Origin of the sequence: Vibrio sp. A1-1, from assembly GCF_021728175.1 — a bacterium.
Lineage (GTDB): Bacteria > Pseudomonadota > Gammaproteobacteria > Enterobacterales > Vibrionaceae > Vibrio > Vibrio diabolicus.
The window spans coordinates 556314-575320 of sequence record NZ_JAKKCL010000001.1; the positions used below are offsets into that span (position 1 = coordinate 556314).

At 44.8% G+C, this 19007-nt stretch carries 20 protein-coding genes; 8 read left to right on the plus strand and 12 right to left on the minus strand.

Annotated features, from left to right (window positions below; genetic code table 11):
• Positions 1-153: 153 nt before the first annotated feature.
• The 7 genes from nqrF to bolA form a co-directional block, all read right to left on the minus strand.
• Positions 154-1377, minus strand: a complete 1224-nt coding sequence (gene nqrF, locus L3V30_RS02610; RefSeq protein WP_005380271.1) for an NADH:ubiquinone reductase (Na(+)-transporting) subunit F — start codon at positions 1375-1377, stop codon at positions 154-156.
• 33 nt (positions 1378-1410) lie between these two features.
• Positions 1411-2007: an NADH:ubiquinone reductase (Na(+)-transporting) subunit E gene (gene nqrE, locus L3V30_RS02615; RefSeq protein WP_005380270.1), complete on the minus strand. Its 597-nt coding sequence runs from the start codon at positions 2005-2007 to the stop codon at positions 1411-1413.
• Positions 2008-2014: 7 nt separating this feature from the next.
• Positions 2015-2647 carry an NADH:ubiquinone reductase (Na(+)-transporting) subunit D gene (locus L3V30_RS02620; protein WP_005380269.1) on the minus strand — a complete coding sequence of 211 codons (633 nt, stop codon included), beginning with the start codon at positions 2645-2647 and terminating at the stop codon, positions 2015-2017.
• Positions 2647-3417: a Na(+)-translocating NADH-quinone reductase subunit C gene (locus L3V30_RS02625; RefSeq protein ID WP_006742550.1), complete on the minus strand. Its 771-nt coding sequence runs from the start codon at positions 3415-3417 to the stop codon at positions 2647-2649. The genes L3V30_RS02620 and L3V30_RS02625 overlap by 1 nt, the downstream gene beginning before the upstream one ends.
• Positions 3407-4651, minus strand: a complete 1245-nt coding sequence (locus L3V30_RS02630) for an NADH:ubiquinone reductase (Na(+)-transporting) subunit B (RefSeq protein WP_006742551.1) — start codon at positions 4649-4651, stop codon at positions 3407-3409. Before L3V30_RS02630 ends, L3V30_RS02625 begins: the two co-directional genes overlap by 11 nt.
• A 5-nt stretch (positions 4652-4656) precedes the next feature.
• On the minus strand, positions 4657-5997 hold the full coding sequence (locus L3V30_RS02635; protein WP_041853022.1) for a Na(+)-translocating NADH-quinone reductase subunit A: 1341 nt from the start codon (positions 5995-5997) through the stop codon (positions 4657-4659).
• 473 nt (positions 5998-6470) lie between these two features.
• Positions 6471-6779 carry a transcriptional regulator BolA gene (gene bolA, locus L3V30_RS02640; protein WP_005380262.1) on the minus strand — a complete coding sequence of 103 codons (309 nt, stop codon included), beginning with the start codon at positions 6777-6779 and terminating at the stop codon, positions 6471-6473.
• Positions 6780-7022: 243 nt separating this feature from the next.
• On the opposite strand from bolA, the gene L3V30_RS02645 reads away from it, so the two are divergent.
• From L3V30_RS02645 to L3V30_RS02660, 4 genes are all read left to right on the plus strand, one after another.
• Entirely contained in the window at positions 7023-8177 is a 1155-nt protein-coding gene (locus L3V30_RS02645; RefSeq protein WP_124008440.1) for a methyltransferase, read from the plus strand.
• A gap of 32 nt (positions 8178-8209) precedes the next feature.
• Entirely contained in the window at positions 8210-8779 is a 570-nt protein-coding gene (locus tag L3V30_RS02650; protein WP_012841484.1) for a YajG family lipoprotein, read from the plus strand.
• On the plus strand, positions 8779-9324 hold the full coding sequence (locus L3V30_RS02655; RefSeq protein ID WP_176320099.1) for a peptidylprolyl isomerase: 546 nt from the start codon (positions 8779-8781) through the stop codon (positions 9322-9324). Before L3V30_RS02650 ends, L3V30_RS02655 begins: the two co-directional genes overlap by 1 nt.
• A gap of 71 nt (positions 9325-9395) precedes the next feature.
• Positions 9396-10748: an MFS transporter gene (locus tag L3V30_RS02660; RefSeq protein WP_006742554.1), complete on the plus strand. Its 1353-nt coding sequence runs from the start codon at positions 9396-9398 to the stop codon at positions 10746-10748.
• Between the two features lie 63 nt (positions 10749-10811).
• On the opposite strand, the gene L3V30_RS02665 is transcribed toward L3V30_RS02660, so the two are convergent.
• The 4 genes from L3V30_RS02665 to L3V30_RS02680 are packed head-to-tail and all read right to left on the minus strand — an operon-like array spanning position 10812 to position 14048.
• Positions 10812-11471 (minus strand): ChrR family anti-sigma-E factor, encoded by a 660-nt coding sequence (locus L3V30_RS02665; protein WP_237308263.1) that lies wholly within the window; start codon positions 11469-11471, stop codon positions 10812-10814.
• The gene (locus L3V30_RS02670; protein ID WP_005380255.1) at positions 11468-12052 is read right to left on the minus strand and encodes an RNA polymerase sigma factor; all 585 of its coding nucleotides are present in this window, start codon (positions 12050-12052) and stop codon (positions 11468-11470) included. The genes L3V30_RS02665 and L3V30_RS02670 overlap by 4 nt, the downstream gene beginning before the upstream one ends.
• Before the next feature lie 44 nt (positions 12053-12096).
• Complete coding sequence (locus L3V30_RS02675) at positions 12097-13455, minus strand: DUF4397 domain-containing protein (protein WP_237308264.1); 1359 nt, start codon at positions 13453-13455, stop codon at positions 12097-12099.
• Positions 13452-14048 (minus strand): LON peptidase substrate-binding domain-containing protein, encoded by a 597-nt coding sequence (locus L3V30_RS02680; protein WP_170891056.1) that lies wholly within the window; start codon positions 14046-14048, stop codon positions 13452-13454. The genes L3V30_RS02675 and L3V30_RS02680 overlap by 4 nt, the downstream gene beginning before the upstream one ends.
• A gap of 323 nt (positions 14049-14371) precedes the next feature.
• Here L3V30_RS02680 and L3V30_RS02685 point away from each other — a divergent pair, with 323 nt between their 5' ends.
• The 4 genes from L3V30_RS02685 (at position 14372) to csdA (ending at position 17975) form a co-directional block, all read left to right on the plus strand.
• A complete protein-coding gene (locus tag L3V30_RS02685) occupies positions 14372-15169 on the plus strand; it encodes an outer membrane protein OmpK (RefSeq protein WP_237308265.1) in 798 nt (265 codons plus the stop codon).
• Positions 15170-15277: 108 nt separating this feature from the next.
• On the plus strand, positions 15278-16168 hold the full coding sequence (panE, locus tag L3V30_RS02690) for a 2-dehydropantoate 2-reductase (RefSeq protein ID WP_237308266.1): 891 nt from the start codon (positions 15278-15280) through the stop codon (positions 16166-16168).
• Positions 16165-16764: a DJ-1 family glyoxalase III gene (locus L3V30_RS02695; RefSeq protein ID WP_006742560.1), complete on the plus strand. Its 600-nt coding sequence runs from the start codon at positions 16165-16167 to the stop codon at positions 16762-16764. The genes panE and L3V30_RS02695 overlap by 4 nt, the downstream gene beginning before the upstream one ends.
• A complete protein-coding gene (gene csdA / locus L3V30_RS02700) occupies positions 16764-17975 on the plus strand; it encodes a cysteine desulfurase CsdA (RefSeq protein ID WP_237308267.1) in 1212 nt (403 codons plus the stop codon). Before L3V30_RS02695 ends, csdA begins: the two co-directional genes overlap by 1 nt.
• Before the next feature lie 33 nt (positions 17976-18008).
• Here csdA and L3V30_RS02705 read toward each other — a convergent pair whose 3' ends face one another.
• On the minus strand, positions 18009-18929 hold the full coding sequence (locus L3V30_RS02705) for a GGDEF domain-containing protein (RefSeq protein ID WP_237308268.1): 921 nt from the start codon (positions 18927-18929) through the stop codon (positions 18009-18011).
• Positions 18930-19007 lie beyond the last annotated feature (78 nt).

Genomic DNA, 19007 nt, shown 5'->3' on the forward strand with positions numbered 1-19007 from the left:
GTTAACTCCCAATGTTGTTGAATTGATATGGGGAATGGGACCGATTACTTAAATCCAATTACCTATATCAACTGTTGAATATTATTTTTACTTCTACAAAAAATAATGGCTAGCTCTTAGAGAGCTAGCCATAGATTCAATCACTTGGAGGGATTAACCACCGAAGTCATCTAGTAGGATGTTTTCATCCTCTACACCTAGATCTTTTAGCATGCCGATAACAGCAGCGTTCATCATAGGTGGACCACACATGTAGTATTCACAGTCTTCTGGCGCTTCGTGATCACGTAGATAGTTCTCGTAAAGAACGTTGTGAATAAAGCCAGTGTAACCATCCCAGTTATCTTCTGGAAGTGGATCAGACAGTGCACAGTGCCATACGAAGTTGTCATTCTCAGCTTGTAGCATATCGAAGTCTTCTACGTAGAACATTTCACGCTTAGAACGTGCGCCGTACCAGAAAGACATCTTACGCTTAGAGTGTAGACGCTTAAGTTGGTCGAAGATGTGTGAGCGCATCGGAGCCATACCAGCACCACCACCAACGAATACCATTTCTGCATCTGTATCTTTCGCAAAGAACTCACCAAATGGACCAGAAATAGTACACTTGTCGCCTTCTTTTAGAGACCAGATGTACGAAGACATGATACCCGGTGGTACGTCTGGGTTGTTCGGCGGCGGAGTTGCGATACGAACGTTAAGCATGATGATACCGTGCTCTTCTGGGTAGTTAGCCATTGAGTATGCACGGATTGTCTCTTCGTTAACTTTAGACTCGTAACGGAAAAGGTTGAACTTCTCCCAGTCTTCACGGTATTCCTCAGGAATATCGTAGTCTGCGTATTTCACGTGGTGAGCAGGTGCTTCAATCTGGATGTAACCACCAGCACGGAAAGGTACTGATTCGCCATCTGGAATTTGTAGCTTAAGCTCTTTGATGAATGTCGCTTTGTTATCGTTAGAGATAACGGTACATTCCCACTTCTTAACGCCGAAGATTTCTTCAGGAAGCTCGATGTCCATGTCAGTTTTCATAGCAACCTGACACGCTAGACGCTCACCTTCACGTGCTTCACCTTTAGTAATATGGTCAAGCTCGGTTGGTAGGATGTCGCCACCACCTGATTTAACTTTTACGCGACACTGACCACATGAGCCACCGCCACCACAAGCAGAAGATACGAATACGCCAGCACCGGCTAGAGCACTCAGTAGCTTACCACCTGGTTGTGTAACGATCGCCAGAGAAGGGTCATCGTTCACAGAAATTGTAATGTCACCTGTTGGTACAAGCTTAGACTTAGCGAAAAGAATCACTAGTACTAGTGCAAGTACGATCAGAGTAAACATCACTACACCAAGAATAATGTCCATTGACTATTCCTTAATTGTTGCGGTTTACCCGACTTACAGTTGAACACCAGAGAAAGACATAAAGCCTAACGCCATAAGACCTACAGTGATAAATGTGATACCAAGACCACGTAGACCTGGAGGTACGTCAGAGTACTTCATCTTCTCACGGATACCTGCAAGAGCAACGATTGCCAGCATCCAGCCCACACCAGAGCCGAAACCGTAAACGATAGATTCAGCAAAGTTGTAGTCACGTTGTACCATGAAAGATACACCACCGAAGATTGCACAGTTTACTGTGATCAGCGGTAGGAAGATGCCTAGCGCGTTGTACAAAGGTGGGAAGAAACGGTCTAGAACCATCTCTAGAATCTGTACAAGTGCTGCAATTACACCGATAAAGGTGATGAAGTTTAGGAAGCTAAGGTCCACGCCCTCAACTAACGCGTTCTCTCTCAGAACTAGGTTGTATACTAGGTTGTTCACAGGAACAGCGATAGTCAGTACTACCACAACTGCAACACCTAGGCCGAAAGAGGTCTTAACCTTCTTAGATACGGCAAGGAAAGTACACATACCTAGGAAGAAAGACAGAGCCATGTTTTCGATGAAAATCGATTTAACTAACAGACTAATGTAATGTTCCATGACGTCCTTACTCCTTCGCTTCTACTTGTTCTGGTTTCAGAATACGGATTACCCAGATAAGGAAGCCGATTAGGAAGAATGCTGATGGTGCTAGTAGCATTAGGCCGTTAGGCTGGTACCAACCACCGTTGCTCACTAGAGGTAGAACTTCTAGGCCAAATAGCTTGCCTGAGCCAAATAGCTCACGGAAGAAACCTACAGTGATAAGAACGAAACCGTAACCTAGACCGTTACCAATACCGTCAATAAGAGAGGGTACTGGCGCAGACTTCATTGCGAACGCTTCAGCACGACCCATTACGATACAGTTAGTGATAATCAGACCAACGAATACAGATAGCTGTTTAGAGATATCGTATAGGTAAGCTTTTAGCACCTGGTCTACCACGATTACTAGCGATGCGATAATTGCCATCTGAACGATGATACGCACACTGTTAGGAATGTGGTTACGGATCAATGAAACAGAGAAGTTAGACAGCGCAGTTACAAATGTTACCGCTAGCGTCATTACAAAAGCTGTTTCTAGTTTAGTTGTTACTGCAAGAGCAGAACATACACCAAGAACTTGTAGCGCGATTGGGTTGTTATCCAATACTGGCGCTAGAATGCTCTTTTTAACGTTTTGTGCACTAGACATTAGTTAAGTTCTCCGTCACGAACTTTTGCTAGGAAAGGACCAAAGCCCTTGTCACCTAACCAGAAGTCAAATGTGTGTTGAACACCATTACTAGTGAGCGTTGCTCCTGATAGACCATCAACACCGTGCTCAGAACCTTGCGGTGCGCCGCCTTTCACGACCTTAATCGCTGGCTGATGATCTTCATTGTACAATTTCTTGCCAATGAATTGATCGCGCCATGAAGGGTTCTCTACTTCACCACCAAGTCCAGGAGTTTCACCTTGCTCGTAGTAAGTAATAGCAGACACAGTGTTACCATCAGTTTCAACGGCTACAAAGGCATACATCATCGACCATAGTCCTTTACCGTGCATAGGCAAGATAACTTTTTGGACTTCATCTTGGTCTTTTACTAAGTACACCACTGCTGTATTCGCACGACGACGGATATCAGCGACGTCTTCTTCTGGTGTCAATGCGATTGAACGTTCTGCATCTTTTGATGCTTCACGCTGATCGTACGTAGATGCATTACCCTCAGTAAAGTTACCTGTTTCAAGGTCTACCAGACGAGGTTCGATGTACTCAGCAAATAGCTCTGGTACTTTCTTACCGTTCGCGTCAATGCCTGCAACTTCAACGATCTTTGATTGCTTATCTAGGACAGCGTTAGCTTTTTGCTTATCACGCAGACCTACTGCTGCTGTTGATACGATGATTGAACAAACAAGGCTCAACCCGATAACAACACCCAGCGTCTTTTTAATGCTGTCGTTATTACTTGCCATAGCGTGCTAGTCTCCGCTTGATGTTCTTCTCAATCACTACATGGTCGAACAGAGGTGCGAATAGGTTCGCGAATAGAATCGCCAGCATCATACCTTCTGGGTACGCCGGGTTAACTACACGGATCATCACACACATTGCACCAATCAGGATGCCGTACCACCATTTACCTTTGTTAGTAAATGACGCTGATACTGGGTCCGTTGCCATGAAGAACATACCGAATGCAAAACCACCTAGAACTAGGTGCCAGTGCCATGGCATGTTGAACATTGGGTTAGTGTCAGAACCGATCACGTTAAACAGAGTCGATACTGCAATCATACCGATCATTACGCCCGCAATGATGCGCCATGAAGCGATTCGCATGTAAACGATCATCGCTGCACCGATCATTAGAGCTAGAGTCGATACTTCACCAATAGAGCCTGGGATGTTACCGATGAAAGCGTCCATCCAAGTGATAGGAGAACCAGTTACTGTGTTAACTAGAGCACCGTTACCACCTTGAGCCCATTGGCTAAGAGCAGTTGCACCAGAGAAGCCGTCAGCTGCAGTCCATACTACGTCACCCGAGATTTGCGCTGGGTAAGCGAAGAATAGGAATGCACGACCTGCAAGTGCAGGGTTAAGGAAGTTACGACCTGTACCACCGAAGATCTCCTTCGCAACAACAACACCAAATGTGATACCTAGTGCCGCTTGCCATAGAGGTAGCGTTGGTGGAACGATAAGTGCGAACAAGATAGAAGTAACAAAGAAGCCTTCGTTTACTTCGTGCTTACGCACCATACAGAAAAGCACTTCCCAGAAACCACCAACAAGGAATACTGTTGCGTAGATAGGTAGGAAGTAGGTCGCACCTAGTAGCATCTTACTGCCAACCCCTGCATCAGCGGCAATCGTTCCGCCCAGCATTTCAGTTAGCCAGTAGTGCCAGTTACCAGAGATAACTGTCGCTAGTTGATCACCAGCGTACATGTGGTTAAGCGCTGCAATAGCTTGGCCACCTGCGTTGTACATACCCCAGAACATTGCTGGGAATACCGCAAACCAAACCATGATCATGATACGTTTTAGGTCAACGCTATCACGAACGTGCGAGCTTTTATTTGTTACGATACCTGGAGTGTAAAAAACTGTTGCTACAGCTTCGTACAGGGCAAACCATTTTTCGTGTTTACCACCAGGCTCAAAATGATGCTCGATGTCTTCAAGAAACTTTTTAAGAGCCATGAAAATTACCCTTCCTTCTCGATAGTATCTAGGCATTCACGAAGTAACGTACCGTACTCGTACTTACCTGGACATACAAAGGTACACAATGCTAGATCTTCTTCATCCAGTTCAAGCGCACCCAGTGCTTGAGCACTGTCTGTATCACCTGCACATAGATCACGAAGCAGCAGAGTAGGCTCCATATCTAGAGGCATTACGCGTTCGTAGTTGCCAATTGGAACCATTGAACGATCACTACCATTGGTCGTCGTTGTCATATTGAACAACTGACCTTTGAATACGTGACCAAGGAAAGAGCGAGTTACCGAGAACTTATTCTTACCAGGCATTGCCCAGCCAAATAGTTCTTTCTCACGGCCTTCACGTAATACAGAAACCTGTTGATGGTAACGGCCAAGGTATGCGTGTGGACCAGTTGCATGTGTACCTGTCAGTACAGAACCAGAAATCACACGAACTTCGCCAGGCATCAGCTCGTTATCTGTTAGGTCATCTAAGCTTGCACCGATTACGGTACGAACTAGACGAGGGTTATTCACAACTGGACCAGCTAGAGACACAACACGATCTGTGTATAGCTCACCAGTTAGGAACAGCTTACCGAACGCGATAACGTCTTGGTAGTTGATGCTCCATGCCACATTTTCTGCATTCACTGGGTATAGGAAATGCATGTGGGTGCCAGCAAGACCTGCTGGGTGAGGGCCATCGAAGACGTGTTCTTCTACGTTAGACTGTGAAGAGCGTGGCAAACTAGTGCCAGATTTACATACGTAAACCTTGCCTTCTGTCAGGGCTGAAAGAATGTCTAGACCAGCAATGAATGCTTCTTGTTGCTCATTAATGATCAACTCAGGCTTAGCTGCTAGTGGATTAGTATCCATTGCAGTTACGAAAATAGCCTTAGTAGAAGACTCGATTGCAGGAACCTTGCTAAACGGACGAGTACGTAAAGCGGTCCATAGGCCAGAGTCAACCAACTGAGTCTTGATCACTTCACGATCTAGACCTGAAAGTTGAGCGGCTTCGAACTTATCAAATGTCACCTGCTCTTCACCTGCCACTTCAATCACTACAGATTGAAGGACACGTTTAGCGCCACGGTTAACTTCGATCACTTTACCGGCTGCTGGTGCAGTAAATTTCACGCCAGGGTTCTTTTTATCTTCAAAAAGAACTTGCGCTTTTTTCACTTCATCACCAACGCGGACATGCATGGTAGGACGCATGCCAACGTACTCTTCGCCAAGCAAGGCGACTTTTTTGATGGTCTTACCATCATTAATCACCTGGGATGGAGTTCCTGCGATAGGAAGATCCAAGCCCTTCTTTATTGTAATCATACGCACTTGCACTACTTTTATCGGGAAAAAGATTCTTTTGATTGCGTAACTTTTAGACACGACATCAGTGTCCGGTTTTGATGTTGTTTTAAACATCAAAATCGCAACATCCTATTAAAAATCTCGTCACAAGGAATACGCGAGATTTATCAGGTGCCGTAGTCTAGCATTTTTTAGGAACTTGATGCCATGACCAATCATTAGAATAGAGGGGTTATTTCGGTAGAATCAGGTCTAAAAGGTCAAAGAATAGTCATAACTTTGACCGATCGCACAAATGCCATATTCCATACATATCTTATGGAAAAGTCATATTCATTGCCTGAAATATCCTGCAATTTCCATTCATTTGTTGAAACACTGTTAACACATTTTTTAACCAGAATTTGTGCCACATCAATGCCCCTAAAGAATGTAAAACGAAAAAAGATGGCCTTAGCCACCTTTTCTCTGCACCTTTATATTTTGCGTCTTTAGTGACCGCCCCCCATACACATAGGGCTATCAGGAGCGCCATCTTGTTCACGCTTCCACTCTTCATCAGTGTATGTATGGATAGCTAGTGCATGAATGTGGTTATCCAGCTCATCTGCCAAAATTTGATGAACTTGGCGATGGCGTCCAATCAAACGCTGTCCCGCGAACGAATCACTCACAACAATCACTTTGAAGTGACTCTCCGAGCCTGGTGGCACATTATGCATGTAGCTCTCATTAATCACTTTGAGATAGCTTGGTTGCAGCTCACTGTGTAGTTTCTTCTCTATGATTTCTTGGATCATATTCGTTCCTCATTGATGCGAATTCCATAAGTATATACCTAAGTAAAGCAGACGTGTATCACTCAAACATCACTCTCATTATTGATGCATTTTACGTTCAACTGATTTCAAAGCGCTTGACGCTATGAACATGCCTAGAGAGCGACCACCACTGAACACGTAAAATTTGACAGCTTTTTGTATCTCGACACGTCATCATTTGCGACAATAACACTTAATTTCTAAATCAACTTACATTTAGCTATGAAAACCGAACTGAATATTCACGAGCGAAGCTTAACACTTCATCGTTTCCCAAAACGCAGCAATGAAACTCTACAAGCGTGGGATGCCGGTGATGAGTATCTTATTAATCATGTTGAAGAACTTGCTTTGCCAGACAATCAAAACATCCTCGTGATTAATGACAGCTTTGGTGCCCTCTCCTGCTGGTTTTCAGAAAAGCACCATGTGACGCTAATGAGTGATTCTTTCATTTCTCATAAAGGTGTGCAGCAGAACCTTGAGCAAAACCAGTGCAATAAGGTAGCGTTTGCAACCACGATGGACCCCGTACCTTCCAATACTGATCTCGTATTGCTGCAACTGCCAAAAAGTAACCGTCACCTCGTTTGGATACTCAGTCAGTTAAGAAAAGCACTGCCTGCATCCTGCCCCATCATTGCAGTTAATAAAGCGAAAGACATTCATACTTCAACGCTAAAACTGTTTGAAAAATACTTGGGTGAGACAAAAACATCTCTGGCATGGAAAAAGCACCGATTGGTATTTGCTCAAGCAACGGTTGAACCAACAATTGAAGTGAGCCCTTTCACTACTTGGCGCGTTGATGGCGAAGATATCGAACTCAAGAACATGCCAAATGTCTATTCAGGAGAAAGCTTAGATTTAGGTGCGCGTTTTATGCTGCAGCACCTACCTCAAGACCCATTGATAGATAATGTTATCGATCTCGGTTGCGGTAATGGTGTTCTGTCTGTGAAGTTTGGTCAGCTGAATCCGAATGCTCGATTAACATGTGTTGATGAAAGCTTTATGGCGCTTGAGTCCGCGAAGCAGAACCTGCTAGATAACCTTGGTGAAGATAGAGACATACAGTGTGTTGCAAACAATTGTTTGGACGGTTTTAAACACAACAGCTGCTCTATGATTATGTGTAACCCACCCTTTCACCAACAGCAGGCAATCACCGATCATATTGCTTGGCAAATGTTCTGTGATGCAAAGCAAGTATTAAGTGAAGGTGGTAAGTTACTGGTGATTGGAAATCGTCATCTTGGTTACGACGCAAAACTAAAACGGCTGTTTGGCGATAAGAATGTGAAACTTATCGCTTCCAACAATAAGTTTGTGATTTTACAGGCCACAAAAAATCCTGCTAAATTAAGCGCAAAATAAGCTTTAGCAAAATAGTTAAAAGGAATAATAAAATGAGAAAATTGGTACTTGCGGCTTCGGTTGCGTTGCTTGCTGCGTGTTCAGCGCCTCAACAGCCTCAGCTGAATTTGATGCCAGAAAGCACACTGAGCACCAATCCAATTGTTCAAGGCAAGACTTACAGTTTGACCAGCAAAGATGTACGTGCAGCGCAGTACGTGGCGTTGGTGGATAACGGCCGTTCGAACATTCTTCCTCTTCATGCTAAACAGAATTTACGTATTGCGTTAGAAGAAGCATTAGAGAAGCAGTTTTCATCTCAAGGCTTCCATGCCGATCTAAACAGCAACAATGCAATTGAATTAAACGTTCAAGAAGCATTAGTTAACGTAAAACATTCGGTGATGGAAAATGAGATGGATGCGAAAGTCGTGCTTGAAATCACCGCAGAAACACCAGAAGGTAAACTGGTCAAAACTTACACAGGCACTGCGAAGCGTTCTGGCACATTGAGTGCGTCTGATGCCGACATTGAGCAAACACTGAATGATGTAGTGACATTAACACTTAAAGAAATTGCCAATGATCCTGAGCTTCGTCAATACATGCAGGAGCGTTTCTAATGTTACGCAAGGCAATTCTTTCTCTCGCGCTACTCAGCTGCAGCGTTTGGGCTGGACCAAAAGTGGCGTTTGAAACAACGTTAGGTTCATTTACTGTCGAACTGAATGAAGAGAAAGCGCCGATTACGGTAGCGAACTTCCTAAAATATGTAGAAGACGGTAGCTATGAAGGCACTATTTTTCACCGCGTTATTCCAGGCTTTATGGCGCAAGGTGGTGGCTTTAACCAAGATATGCAAATGGTGAAGACTTACGCTCCAATCAAAAACGAGGGTAATAACGGTTTAAATAACGACCGTGCGACGATTGCAATGGCGCGCACCAACGCGCCTGACTCTGCTACTCGTCAGTTTTTTATCAATTTAGTCGACAATGATTTTCTAAACTACGGCGCTCGTCCACCGGGTTATGCGGTATTTGGCGAGGTCACGGAAGGATTCGACATTATCCAAAAAATGGCAAAACAGCCAACTAAGACGACTCGCGGTATGCGTGATGTTCCCGAGACTCAAATCGTCATCACTAAAGCAACACTACTTAAATAGCCAAAACGATAAGCCCTTTGAATAATCGAAGGGCTTTCTCTTTCAACGGCTTCATTTTATTGGATTGATTTATGTCTTCATTACCTTCCATCACTTGGTTGGAAACGGTAAAAAGTTACCTCGATAAACGACTCATGTGGGTTTTCATGTTGGGCTGCTCTAGCGGCTTTCCGTGGGTACTTATCGGTTCAAATATGTCTGGCTGGCTAAAAGACGCTGGTTTGACCCTATCCGCAATAGGCTACTTTGGTAGTGTCTTTGCGGTTTATGCAATTAACTTTCTCTGGGCGCCGCTCGTAGACCGGGTGAAGCTACCAGTGCTCTATCGACTACTTGGACAAAGGCGTAGCTGGATTTTCTTCTGTCAAAGTATTGTACTCGTCGCGACGGTATTTATTGCGGGCGTGAATCCAGCAGAGAACTTGGTGTTTGCGTCTCTACTCGCCTTGTGTATTGCAACCGCATCAGCCACACAAGACATTGCGATTGATGCTTTTCGTATTGATACTTTCCCAAAATCAGAAGAATCTAAGCTGCCACAAGCTTCTGCAATGGCAGTTATTGGCTGGTGGACAGGTTATTCATTACCAGGTTATTTAGCGTTTGTTAATGCTGATAGTGTCGGTTGGAATGGCGTGTATTACGGGATGGCGGTGATAGTCGGTATTCTAATGGTCTTTACGATTTTAGTCGGAGAGCCTAAGACTCAACGCGAACAACTTCAGTCTGCCGCTGAACAACGCCACAAAGAAGTGGTTGGTTCAAAAGTCGTGGCTTGGTTTACTGTGACTGTTGTAGAACCTTTCCTTGACTTCTTTAATCGCAATGGCGTCCGTGTCGCGATTACTCTTTTGCTGTTCGTTTTCCTATTCAAAATTGGCGAAGCGTTTTTAGGCAGGATGTCGATCGCGTTCTATAAAGATATTGGTTTTAGTAACGAACAAATTGGTTATTACTCCAAACTGATCGGATGGGGAGCCACTATCTTCTTTACCTTTGTCGGAAGCATGTTCAACGTCAGGTTTGGTATTGTACGTGGATTAATGATCGGTGGTATTGCTATGTCTGCCAGCAACTTGATGTTTGCTTGGATTGCATCGGTAGGCCCAAATGAGCACCTATACTTAGCAACCATAATTGTCGATAACTTTACGACTGCTTTCTCAACTGTCGCTTTTGTTTCATTTTTGACGATTCTAACCGGACAAGCATTCTCGGCAACTCAGTATGCGTTGCTTGCCTCTTTGGGCAACTTCGGACGAACGACTCTTGCTTCTTTCAGTGGAGAACTGGTGGACTACCTCAATGACTGGAGCACGTTCTTTGTGCTTACCGCTGTTATGGTCGTGCCAAGCTTGATTATGTTGTACTCGCTACGACATTACTTTGATGCTCTATTGGAAAAAGCACGTCACAAGCACTAAGATGCGCATCAAAAAACCACCGAATTCGGTGGTTTTTGTTTTGCGAGATATAAGATAAGAGGTCTATGGGTATAGCCCTTTGCCAAACATATTAAATATACGTGCCACACCTTGAGTAAAGATCATCGGCTCAGTCAGTACGGTTAAACACAAGCAATCTTCTCCGGCCTTAGTGTAAGGGCTGTGCTTCACTGACGCGTCTCGAATCATCAAGTCGCCCTCTTCATATTGGCCGTCCTCATCACTAAACCCACCATGTAGGATCAATGTAGATTCTAAGCCTTTGTGCGTATGTTGAGGGATTTGCACATCTTCTCCGATGTACATTAAGCTAACACGAGCATCTTCCCCTAGATCAATCTGAGCACTGAAAACCTTGCCTCCGTAACTTCTCCATGACCCTACGAGGTCAGAGAAACGCGCTAAGGTTTTGGGAAGCTCAAAGCTCTTTCCTGCAACATTCACTGCGGCAGGATCTCGGATAACGATGTTATCTGTCGCTGGCTCCGCATTGATAATATCATTGAACATATCGTCGAATTCAGGGACATATTCAGAGGGGATGTCGCTCACGATATTCGCTTGGCTGGCTTCAACTTGGTTCACACAAGCTCGGCACTTGGTGCATGTTTCTAAATGGGTTGCGACCACAAGACCAGAAACTGCATCAATGCTTCCCGAAGCGTATGCTTCTAACAAGCTGTTATCTGGGTGTTTGTTCATAGTTGCTCCGTATGCATTGAATGCCTTAGCTTTTCTACTGCAAGCCTCAGCCTGGATTTTACGGTACCGAGGGGTATATCAAATAATTCAGCGACCTGCTGATGAGGTAGCTCTTCAAGATACACCGCTTGTAAAACGTCTCTCTGATTTTTCGGTAAAATATCTAAAAATTTAACCACCTGTTCTTTCAACATGTCTTGCTCTGGTGAATAGTGATCAACAAGATCTGGTGGATAATATTCTGACGGCCAAATGTCATCAGAATGAATGTGTAACTCCTTACCTTTCTGCTTTCTCAACAGGTCAAAGCATAGGTTTCGGATTATGGTGTATATCCAAGTCGATAACGCGCTCTTTTCCCCATCATAGAGGTGCGCTTTCTGCCAAACTGTCGCCATGGTCTCTTGCACCATCTCCATAGCAACTTGCTCATTACCAACATGTTTGTAAGCGAATTGCTTCAGCTTGGGTGCGTAAAAACGGAATACAAAAGCGAACGCGTCTTTATCTCGAGCCTTCACTTTGTCCATGTAATCGTTCCAATCACTGCGCCCCAGTTTTTTTGGGCTATCACTCATCATAATCGGCCTTAATTTTAGGGAGGAGTCATCTCCTCCCATTCGTCCTAATCGGTAACGTCATCAACCAACAAGTTGAAGCCACCGTTGTTCCCATCATCAATGGCAACCACCTGATACACAACACCATTCATCACATTGACTGTTGCTGAATCAACAGCAACCGTACTTGGATCGCCTGCCACTGTCACGGTTAAATAATAGGTACCTTCAGCGACATATAATCCCTGAACGCTATCTTTGTACGCAAAATTAGCAATAGTTGGATCACTTCCATCTATTCCAGCGCTTGTAGTGAGATAAATATCCACCATTTCCGCTACGGGATTCGCCGCCGCGTGTGTCACATTCAGCGTCGCGCTAGTTGCCACTGCACGTCTCATGTCTTCAACAACTAGAGGTTCGATATCAATCGCTGGGCTCACAACACCGACTGCGTAAACACTGTAATCCATTCCGCCCGCAACCATTAATCCGTCAACATCGATAATAGGATTGGTTGTTGTGCCATCCACGTAAACGTCAATATCGTAAGCGCCAGCATCGAGATCCAAATAACCACGAATCTCTTTGAACGCTAAGTCGGCAAGAGGACCGAAGGCCGCCCCGTTAACGTTGACATCGACGATTGGCGCTCCATCAACAAGATGTCCAACTCTTACTTCAGCTTGGCTGCCCATATCCTCGATTATAGAAGATCCTGAACCATCCAATACCAACAACTTAACTGGTGACGTGCTATTTGAATCTCCGGTACTGATAGCGGCAATCGTCAAGTTTGAATTAGCAGCAAGAGATATTGTGCCCGAGTCAAAAGCAACGCTATCCCCAACAGCAAGTCGAACTTGGTACTCACCAGCGGGGATGTTCAATACGTCTGTAGATGCTTTATATGCAAGATTCATAAGCGGTGTCGCGCTAGCAAGATCAGCCCCGGGCTCAGTGACGTAGAGATCAACGGCAGGAACGCCAGACGCTGCATGAACAACTTGAACATCTAGACTATTGGCATCAGCCATTGAATCGGCGCTGCGAGTCACAACTAAAGGTTCTACTGGGTTTGGCGAACCATCGGCATCACCAACAACGAACACGTTGTAATTGAGGTCTGAATCGAGATCTAATTCTGTTTTAGGTATTACAGTCGCGGTTTCATCGCCTGGAAGTTGAACATCAACTTGAATTGAGTTCATACCCTCACGTAACTTCATGTAACCAGAACCCATACCATAATCAACACCTGTCAATGATGATTTATCGTTTATCCACACATTTGCAAGCGGCGCATCAGAAGACGCATGTACTGCTTGCAAATTGGAATACTCAATGGTGTCGCTGTCGGAGCCACACGCCGCCAGTCCTAATGCCGCCACCATAGTTAGCGCAGCTCTGCTAAATCCTTTCATATCCTTGCCTCTTTGTTAGTCGGGGCTTCTATGGCTTCTGTCAGAAATTGCAACGCAGGAATGCAGTTCTCTGCGCCAACGAGCTGTTCGAACAGATTGCAGTCTAAAGGAAGTAATTCAAGCCAGCGCTGGGTCACCCAAGCTGAGTCATCGTAAAAACGATGCTGGTAGAGATTTCCAAGTTGAGGAAACTCTTCATAAACATGGGATAACTGCTTGCTTAAATAGAAGAAATCTGGTGAGTTGTCTGGATGTTGCCAATTTTCTAACCATTCGACCTCTGCATGGCGTAAGCCGTCCGCATCTGCACGAACTCGTTTGACAACAAAGCGTTTCTCACCAGCGACTGTAATACCAAGAAGACCATCACTGAGTGTTTCAAAATCAACGATCCTGACCAAAGTTCCGATAGATGAAACATTTCCCACGTCTTTAGGGTCACCTTCACTACCTACTAAGCAAACTCCAAAACCCACATTTTGTAGGCTGCATTCCTTTACCATTCGCTTATATCGTGGCTCAAAAATGCGCAGGTTCATTTTACCTTCAGGGAGTACAACTGAAGTGAGTGGGAATAACATGACTTCTTTCATTCAAACGTCCTCTTTGATTCACCGATACATACGAATCCCTTATCACTCCGATCACTAACGATTTATGTTGGTTAATCGACTGGCTTAAAAAGTCATAAAACCGCTTACGCAAACGATCCAAATCACATATTTATTGCAATTAAATGCAACAAATAAAAAGTTCCGTAAATAAAGACAATTTCGTGACGCAACTCACCAAAAACGTTCAATTTTGCACCCTTTATCACTTTCATTTGGGATTTTTATCGCTATTATTCCCGCCAATTGGAAAGCGCAGCACAGATTGCGTGTTCTGAATCATTACAAACATAGAGAGTCCCCTTATGCGTAAATCACTTTTAGCTCTTAGCCTTCTAGCGGCTAGTTCAGCTCCAGTTATGGCGGCAGATTACTCTGACGGCGATATCCACAAAAACGATTACAAGTGGATGCAATTTAACCTAATGGGTGCATTTGACGAACTTCCAGGTGAGTCTTCACACGACTACCTAGAAATGGAATTCGGCGGCCGCTCTGGTATCTTCGACCTTTACGGCTACGTTGATGTATTTAACCTAACTTCTGATCCAGGTAGCGACAAAGCTGGCGCAGAGAAGATCTTTATGAAATTCGCTCCACGTATGTCTCTAGATGCGGTAACTGGTAAAGACCTATCTTTCGGTCCGGTTCAAGAACTATACGTTGCAACTCTAATCGAGTGGGGTGGTAACTCTGGTGTTAACTCTCAAAAAATCGGTCTAGGTTCTGACGTAATGGTTCCTTGGTTTGGTAAAGTTGGTGTTAACCTATACGGCACTTACGACGGCAATAAAAAGGATTGGAACGGTTTCCAAATCTCGACTAACTGGTTCAAACCATTCTACTTCTTCGAGAACGGTTCATTCATTTCTTACCAAGGCTACATCGATTACCAATTCGGTATGGATGATGATGCAGGTAACAAATTTGGTTCAACCGCGTCAAACGGTGGTGCAATGTTCAACGGTATCTACTGGCACTCAGACCGCTTCGCAGTGGGTTACGGTCTAAAAGGCTACAAAGACGTGTACGGTATCAAAGATACTGATGGGTTTAAGTCAACTGGCTTTGGCCACTACCTAGCTGTAACTTACAAGTTCTAATTGAACCACTAAGTTTGCTCAAAAATGGCGCCTTTCGGCGCCATTTTTATTTGCTTTCCTTTTTTCCCTCATTATCCTTGCAGCAAACCTTTTTAATGAGAGCGTTTGGTGAATATCCTTATCCTCGGTCCAGGTGCGGTGGGCTCACTCTGGGCAACAAAATTTCAGCTTGCCGGACACAATGTTTCATTGTGGGGAAGAAGTTCAGAGAGACAACAATCACTTCAGTTGGATGACACACCCGCAATCGTATTCAGCAATCAAGATATTTCCTCCGTAAATAAAGCAGATCTCGTTTTGATCACGGTAAAAGCTTGGCAAATGGAAGACGCCATCCAGCCTTTACTGCCTCATATCAACGCAAACACGATTATCATGCTGATGCACAATGGTATGGGTACCGCCTCTGGCGTGGAGAAGGCTCTGCCAAACAATCCGATCGTGCTCGCCACAACGACGCACGGCGCATACAAACCAGATAACCAACACGTACTGCATACCGGTCACGGAACAACGCAAGTGGGTGGTTATAATGACAAAGGAATGCAGTGCGCTTTTCTGCAAGATGTTATGCATCATGCTCTTCCAGAGGCCATTTGGAATCAACACATCCAATCTGCGTTATGGACTAAGTTAGCGATCAACTGCGCGATTAACCCACTGACTGCGATTCTCCAGTGTAAGAATGGTGAACTTGCGCAGCCCGAGTTTAAGATACAACTCGAAAGCATCACTCAAGAACTGGTTGAAGTAATGAGTAAAGAAGGTATTGCTATCGAGTTTCGCTCTCTTTTCGATACGGTAATGCAAGTGGTGAACGCCACAGCTGAGAACTATTCTTCAATGAGACAAGACGTATTCCATCAGCGTCGAACGGAAATTGATTTTATAACCGGATACTTGTTAAAGGCTGCCGAGAAACATCACATCAATACGCCTGAGAATTTAAAACTTTACCAACGCATCAAACAAATAGAACAAAGCTGGACAGAACAATGAGTAAGAAAATCTTAGTGCCAATCGCTCCGGGCACCGAAGAAATGGAAGCCGTCACCGTTATCGACATGATGGTTCGCGCGGGTTATGACGTTACAGTAGCGAGTGCTGCTTTTGATGGCTCATTGACGATGAAAGCTTCTCGCGGAGTCACACTAACAGCCGATTGTAAGCTGGTCGATATCGCTGATGATGAGTTTGACGCCATAGCGCTTTCTGGTGGTGTTGGTGGTGCAGAAATTTTTCGTGATAGCACGGTGATGATAGAAATCCTTAAGCAGCACATCTACGAGGGAAAATTGGTCGCTGCTATCTGCGCAGCACCAGCGTTGGTATTGCAACACCATGATCTTTTCCCACAATCACTGATGACCTGTCACCCGAGCTTTCAGTCACATATCCCGGAAGAGAAGTGGCGCAGCAAACGCGTGACCTTTGATATCAACCACAACCTGATCACCAGTCAAGGTCCGGGCACTGCTTTAGAGTTCGCAATGGAAGTAATCATTCAACTCTCAGGTAAAAAACACGCATGGTCAGTTGCTGAACCAATGATCCCTCTGCCTACTCTGCATTACCATAAGCTTGGTGAAGAATAATGTTTGACGTAAATGCTGTACGTGAGCAATTTCCCGCTCTAAATCAATCCGTCAACGATACGCCCTTAGTGTATCTAGATAGCGCAGCGACAACGCAAAAACCGCAATGTGTGATTGATGTCATCAGTCATTACTACAGTGCGCAAAATGCCAATGTTCACCGTGGCAGTCATAGTTTAACGGCTAATGCCACCAGCCAATTTGAAGCGGCACGAGAACGAGTGGCAAACTTTATTGGTGCAAACAGCTCTAAAGAGATCATTTGGACACGGGGCGCAACCGAAGCACTGAACTTAATTGCTCAGACTTACGCCCGCAGCACGTTACAACCGGGTGATGAGATCTTGATTAGCGAGATGGAGCACCACGCTAACATCGTGCCTTGGCAAATCGTGGCAGAGCAAACGGGCGCCAAAGTCATAAAAGTTCCAATGACATCAGATTGCCAGTTCGACATCAGTGCATTTGAGGCGCTTCTGTCTGACCGCTGTAAAATTGTTGCTTGTGCGCAAATCACCAACGTCACGGGCACACGACAACCTATCGAACAAATCACTGAACTAGCGCACAGCGTTGGCGCGGTTGTTGTGATTGATGGCGCTCAAGGCATCGTCCATGAGCAGCTTGATTTATCGGTATCAGATATCGATTTTTACGTTTTCTCAGGTCACAAACTTTATGCGCCAGCAGGTATTGGCGTTTTATACGGCAAGCTTGAACTTTTGGAAGCCATGCCACCATGGCACGGCGGTGGTAAAATGGTTGAACGCGTTTCGTTCGAGAAAACGACGTTTTCTGCACTTCCTGGTAAATTTGAAGCGGGCACACCAAACGTTGCGGGCGCGATTGCTCTAGCGAAAGCCATTGAGTGGTACCAAGGTTTTGACCATCACGAAGTAGAGGATCATCTCCATGCGATTCAGGATAAAGCCTACCAAGCACTAAGCGCGTTGGATGACATCCATATTCTAGGCTATCAACCGAATGCCTCTGTACTGACGTTCGTCATGGACGGCGTTCATCACCAAGACATGGCGACGCTGCTCGATCAACAAGGCATTGCGGTACGAGCAGGACACCACTGCGCTCACCCATTGATGGATGCGCTAAACGTTAAAGGCACGGTACGCGTTTCTTTTGGTATTTATAACACGGCTGAAGATGTGGATAGACTCATCGCCGCCGTAGAAAAAGCCGTCGACATACTATAACGCCAACGGTTTGATTTGGAGTAACCAACAAGGTTACTCCATCTGCCTATCCAGAGTCGCCACGCAATTTCTGCCATTTCTTTTCGCAGCATAAAGCGCTCTATCTGCATGCGCATACAAACGTTTGGTGGTTTCATTTCTGCCTATTTCCACCACGCCTACACTCACCGTGACCGGAATTTCAATCTTTTCAAATTCGAACTGACAATTTTGAATGTGGGAACGTACTTCCTCTCCTACCTCTTTCGCCGCCGACAGAGAAGTTTCTGGCAAAATAATCGCAAACTCCTCCCCTCCGACTCTTGCAAAAATTTCGTCTTTGACGAGTAAGTGAGAAACCAAATCAGCTAACGTCTCTAAGACATAATCCCCCGCATCATGACCACGTTTATCATTGATGACTTTAAAAAAATCCAAATCAAATAATAACAACGCGGAGTGATAATCCGGAGCTTGGGATTTAATAACTTCTTCTGTGAGCTTTTCGAAAAAGACACGTCGATTGTAGATGTTGGTAAGAGCATCAATTTGGCTTTGATGGCGAAGAAGGGTTTCAACTCGGTGGCGATTGGAGATGTTGCGTGTAAGAATAAGGACAACGCGACGACCTCGGTATTTTATAGCGAGTGGGCAGATCTTGCCTTCGTAGTATAGGTCGCCTCTTGGCCCACTGTTAGCATCTATTCCCTGAATGCTGTCGGCGCACATCTTGTACTCGATCGTCACAATACTGTCTTGTTTCAGTGACCGATTTATCTGTTCGATAAACCAGTCAGCTTTATCTTTCTCAAGTACGCTGTGCAGCGTCTCACCTATCAAATTACTTCCATCGTGATAGGCTTTTTTGTCTGTTCCTCCAAAAACATCAATATAGATACCATCTTCACTCAGAATAAAAGTGGGGTCTGGCATTCCGGATAACACGTCCTGCGCATGTTCCAAGGTGAATTGCATATAGGGAGGTTCCTAGCATTTGTATCTAAGTAACCCAATCGCTTCCAAGTGTGTTTCCACATTGGGGAATAGGAGCGA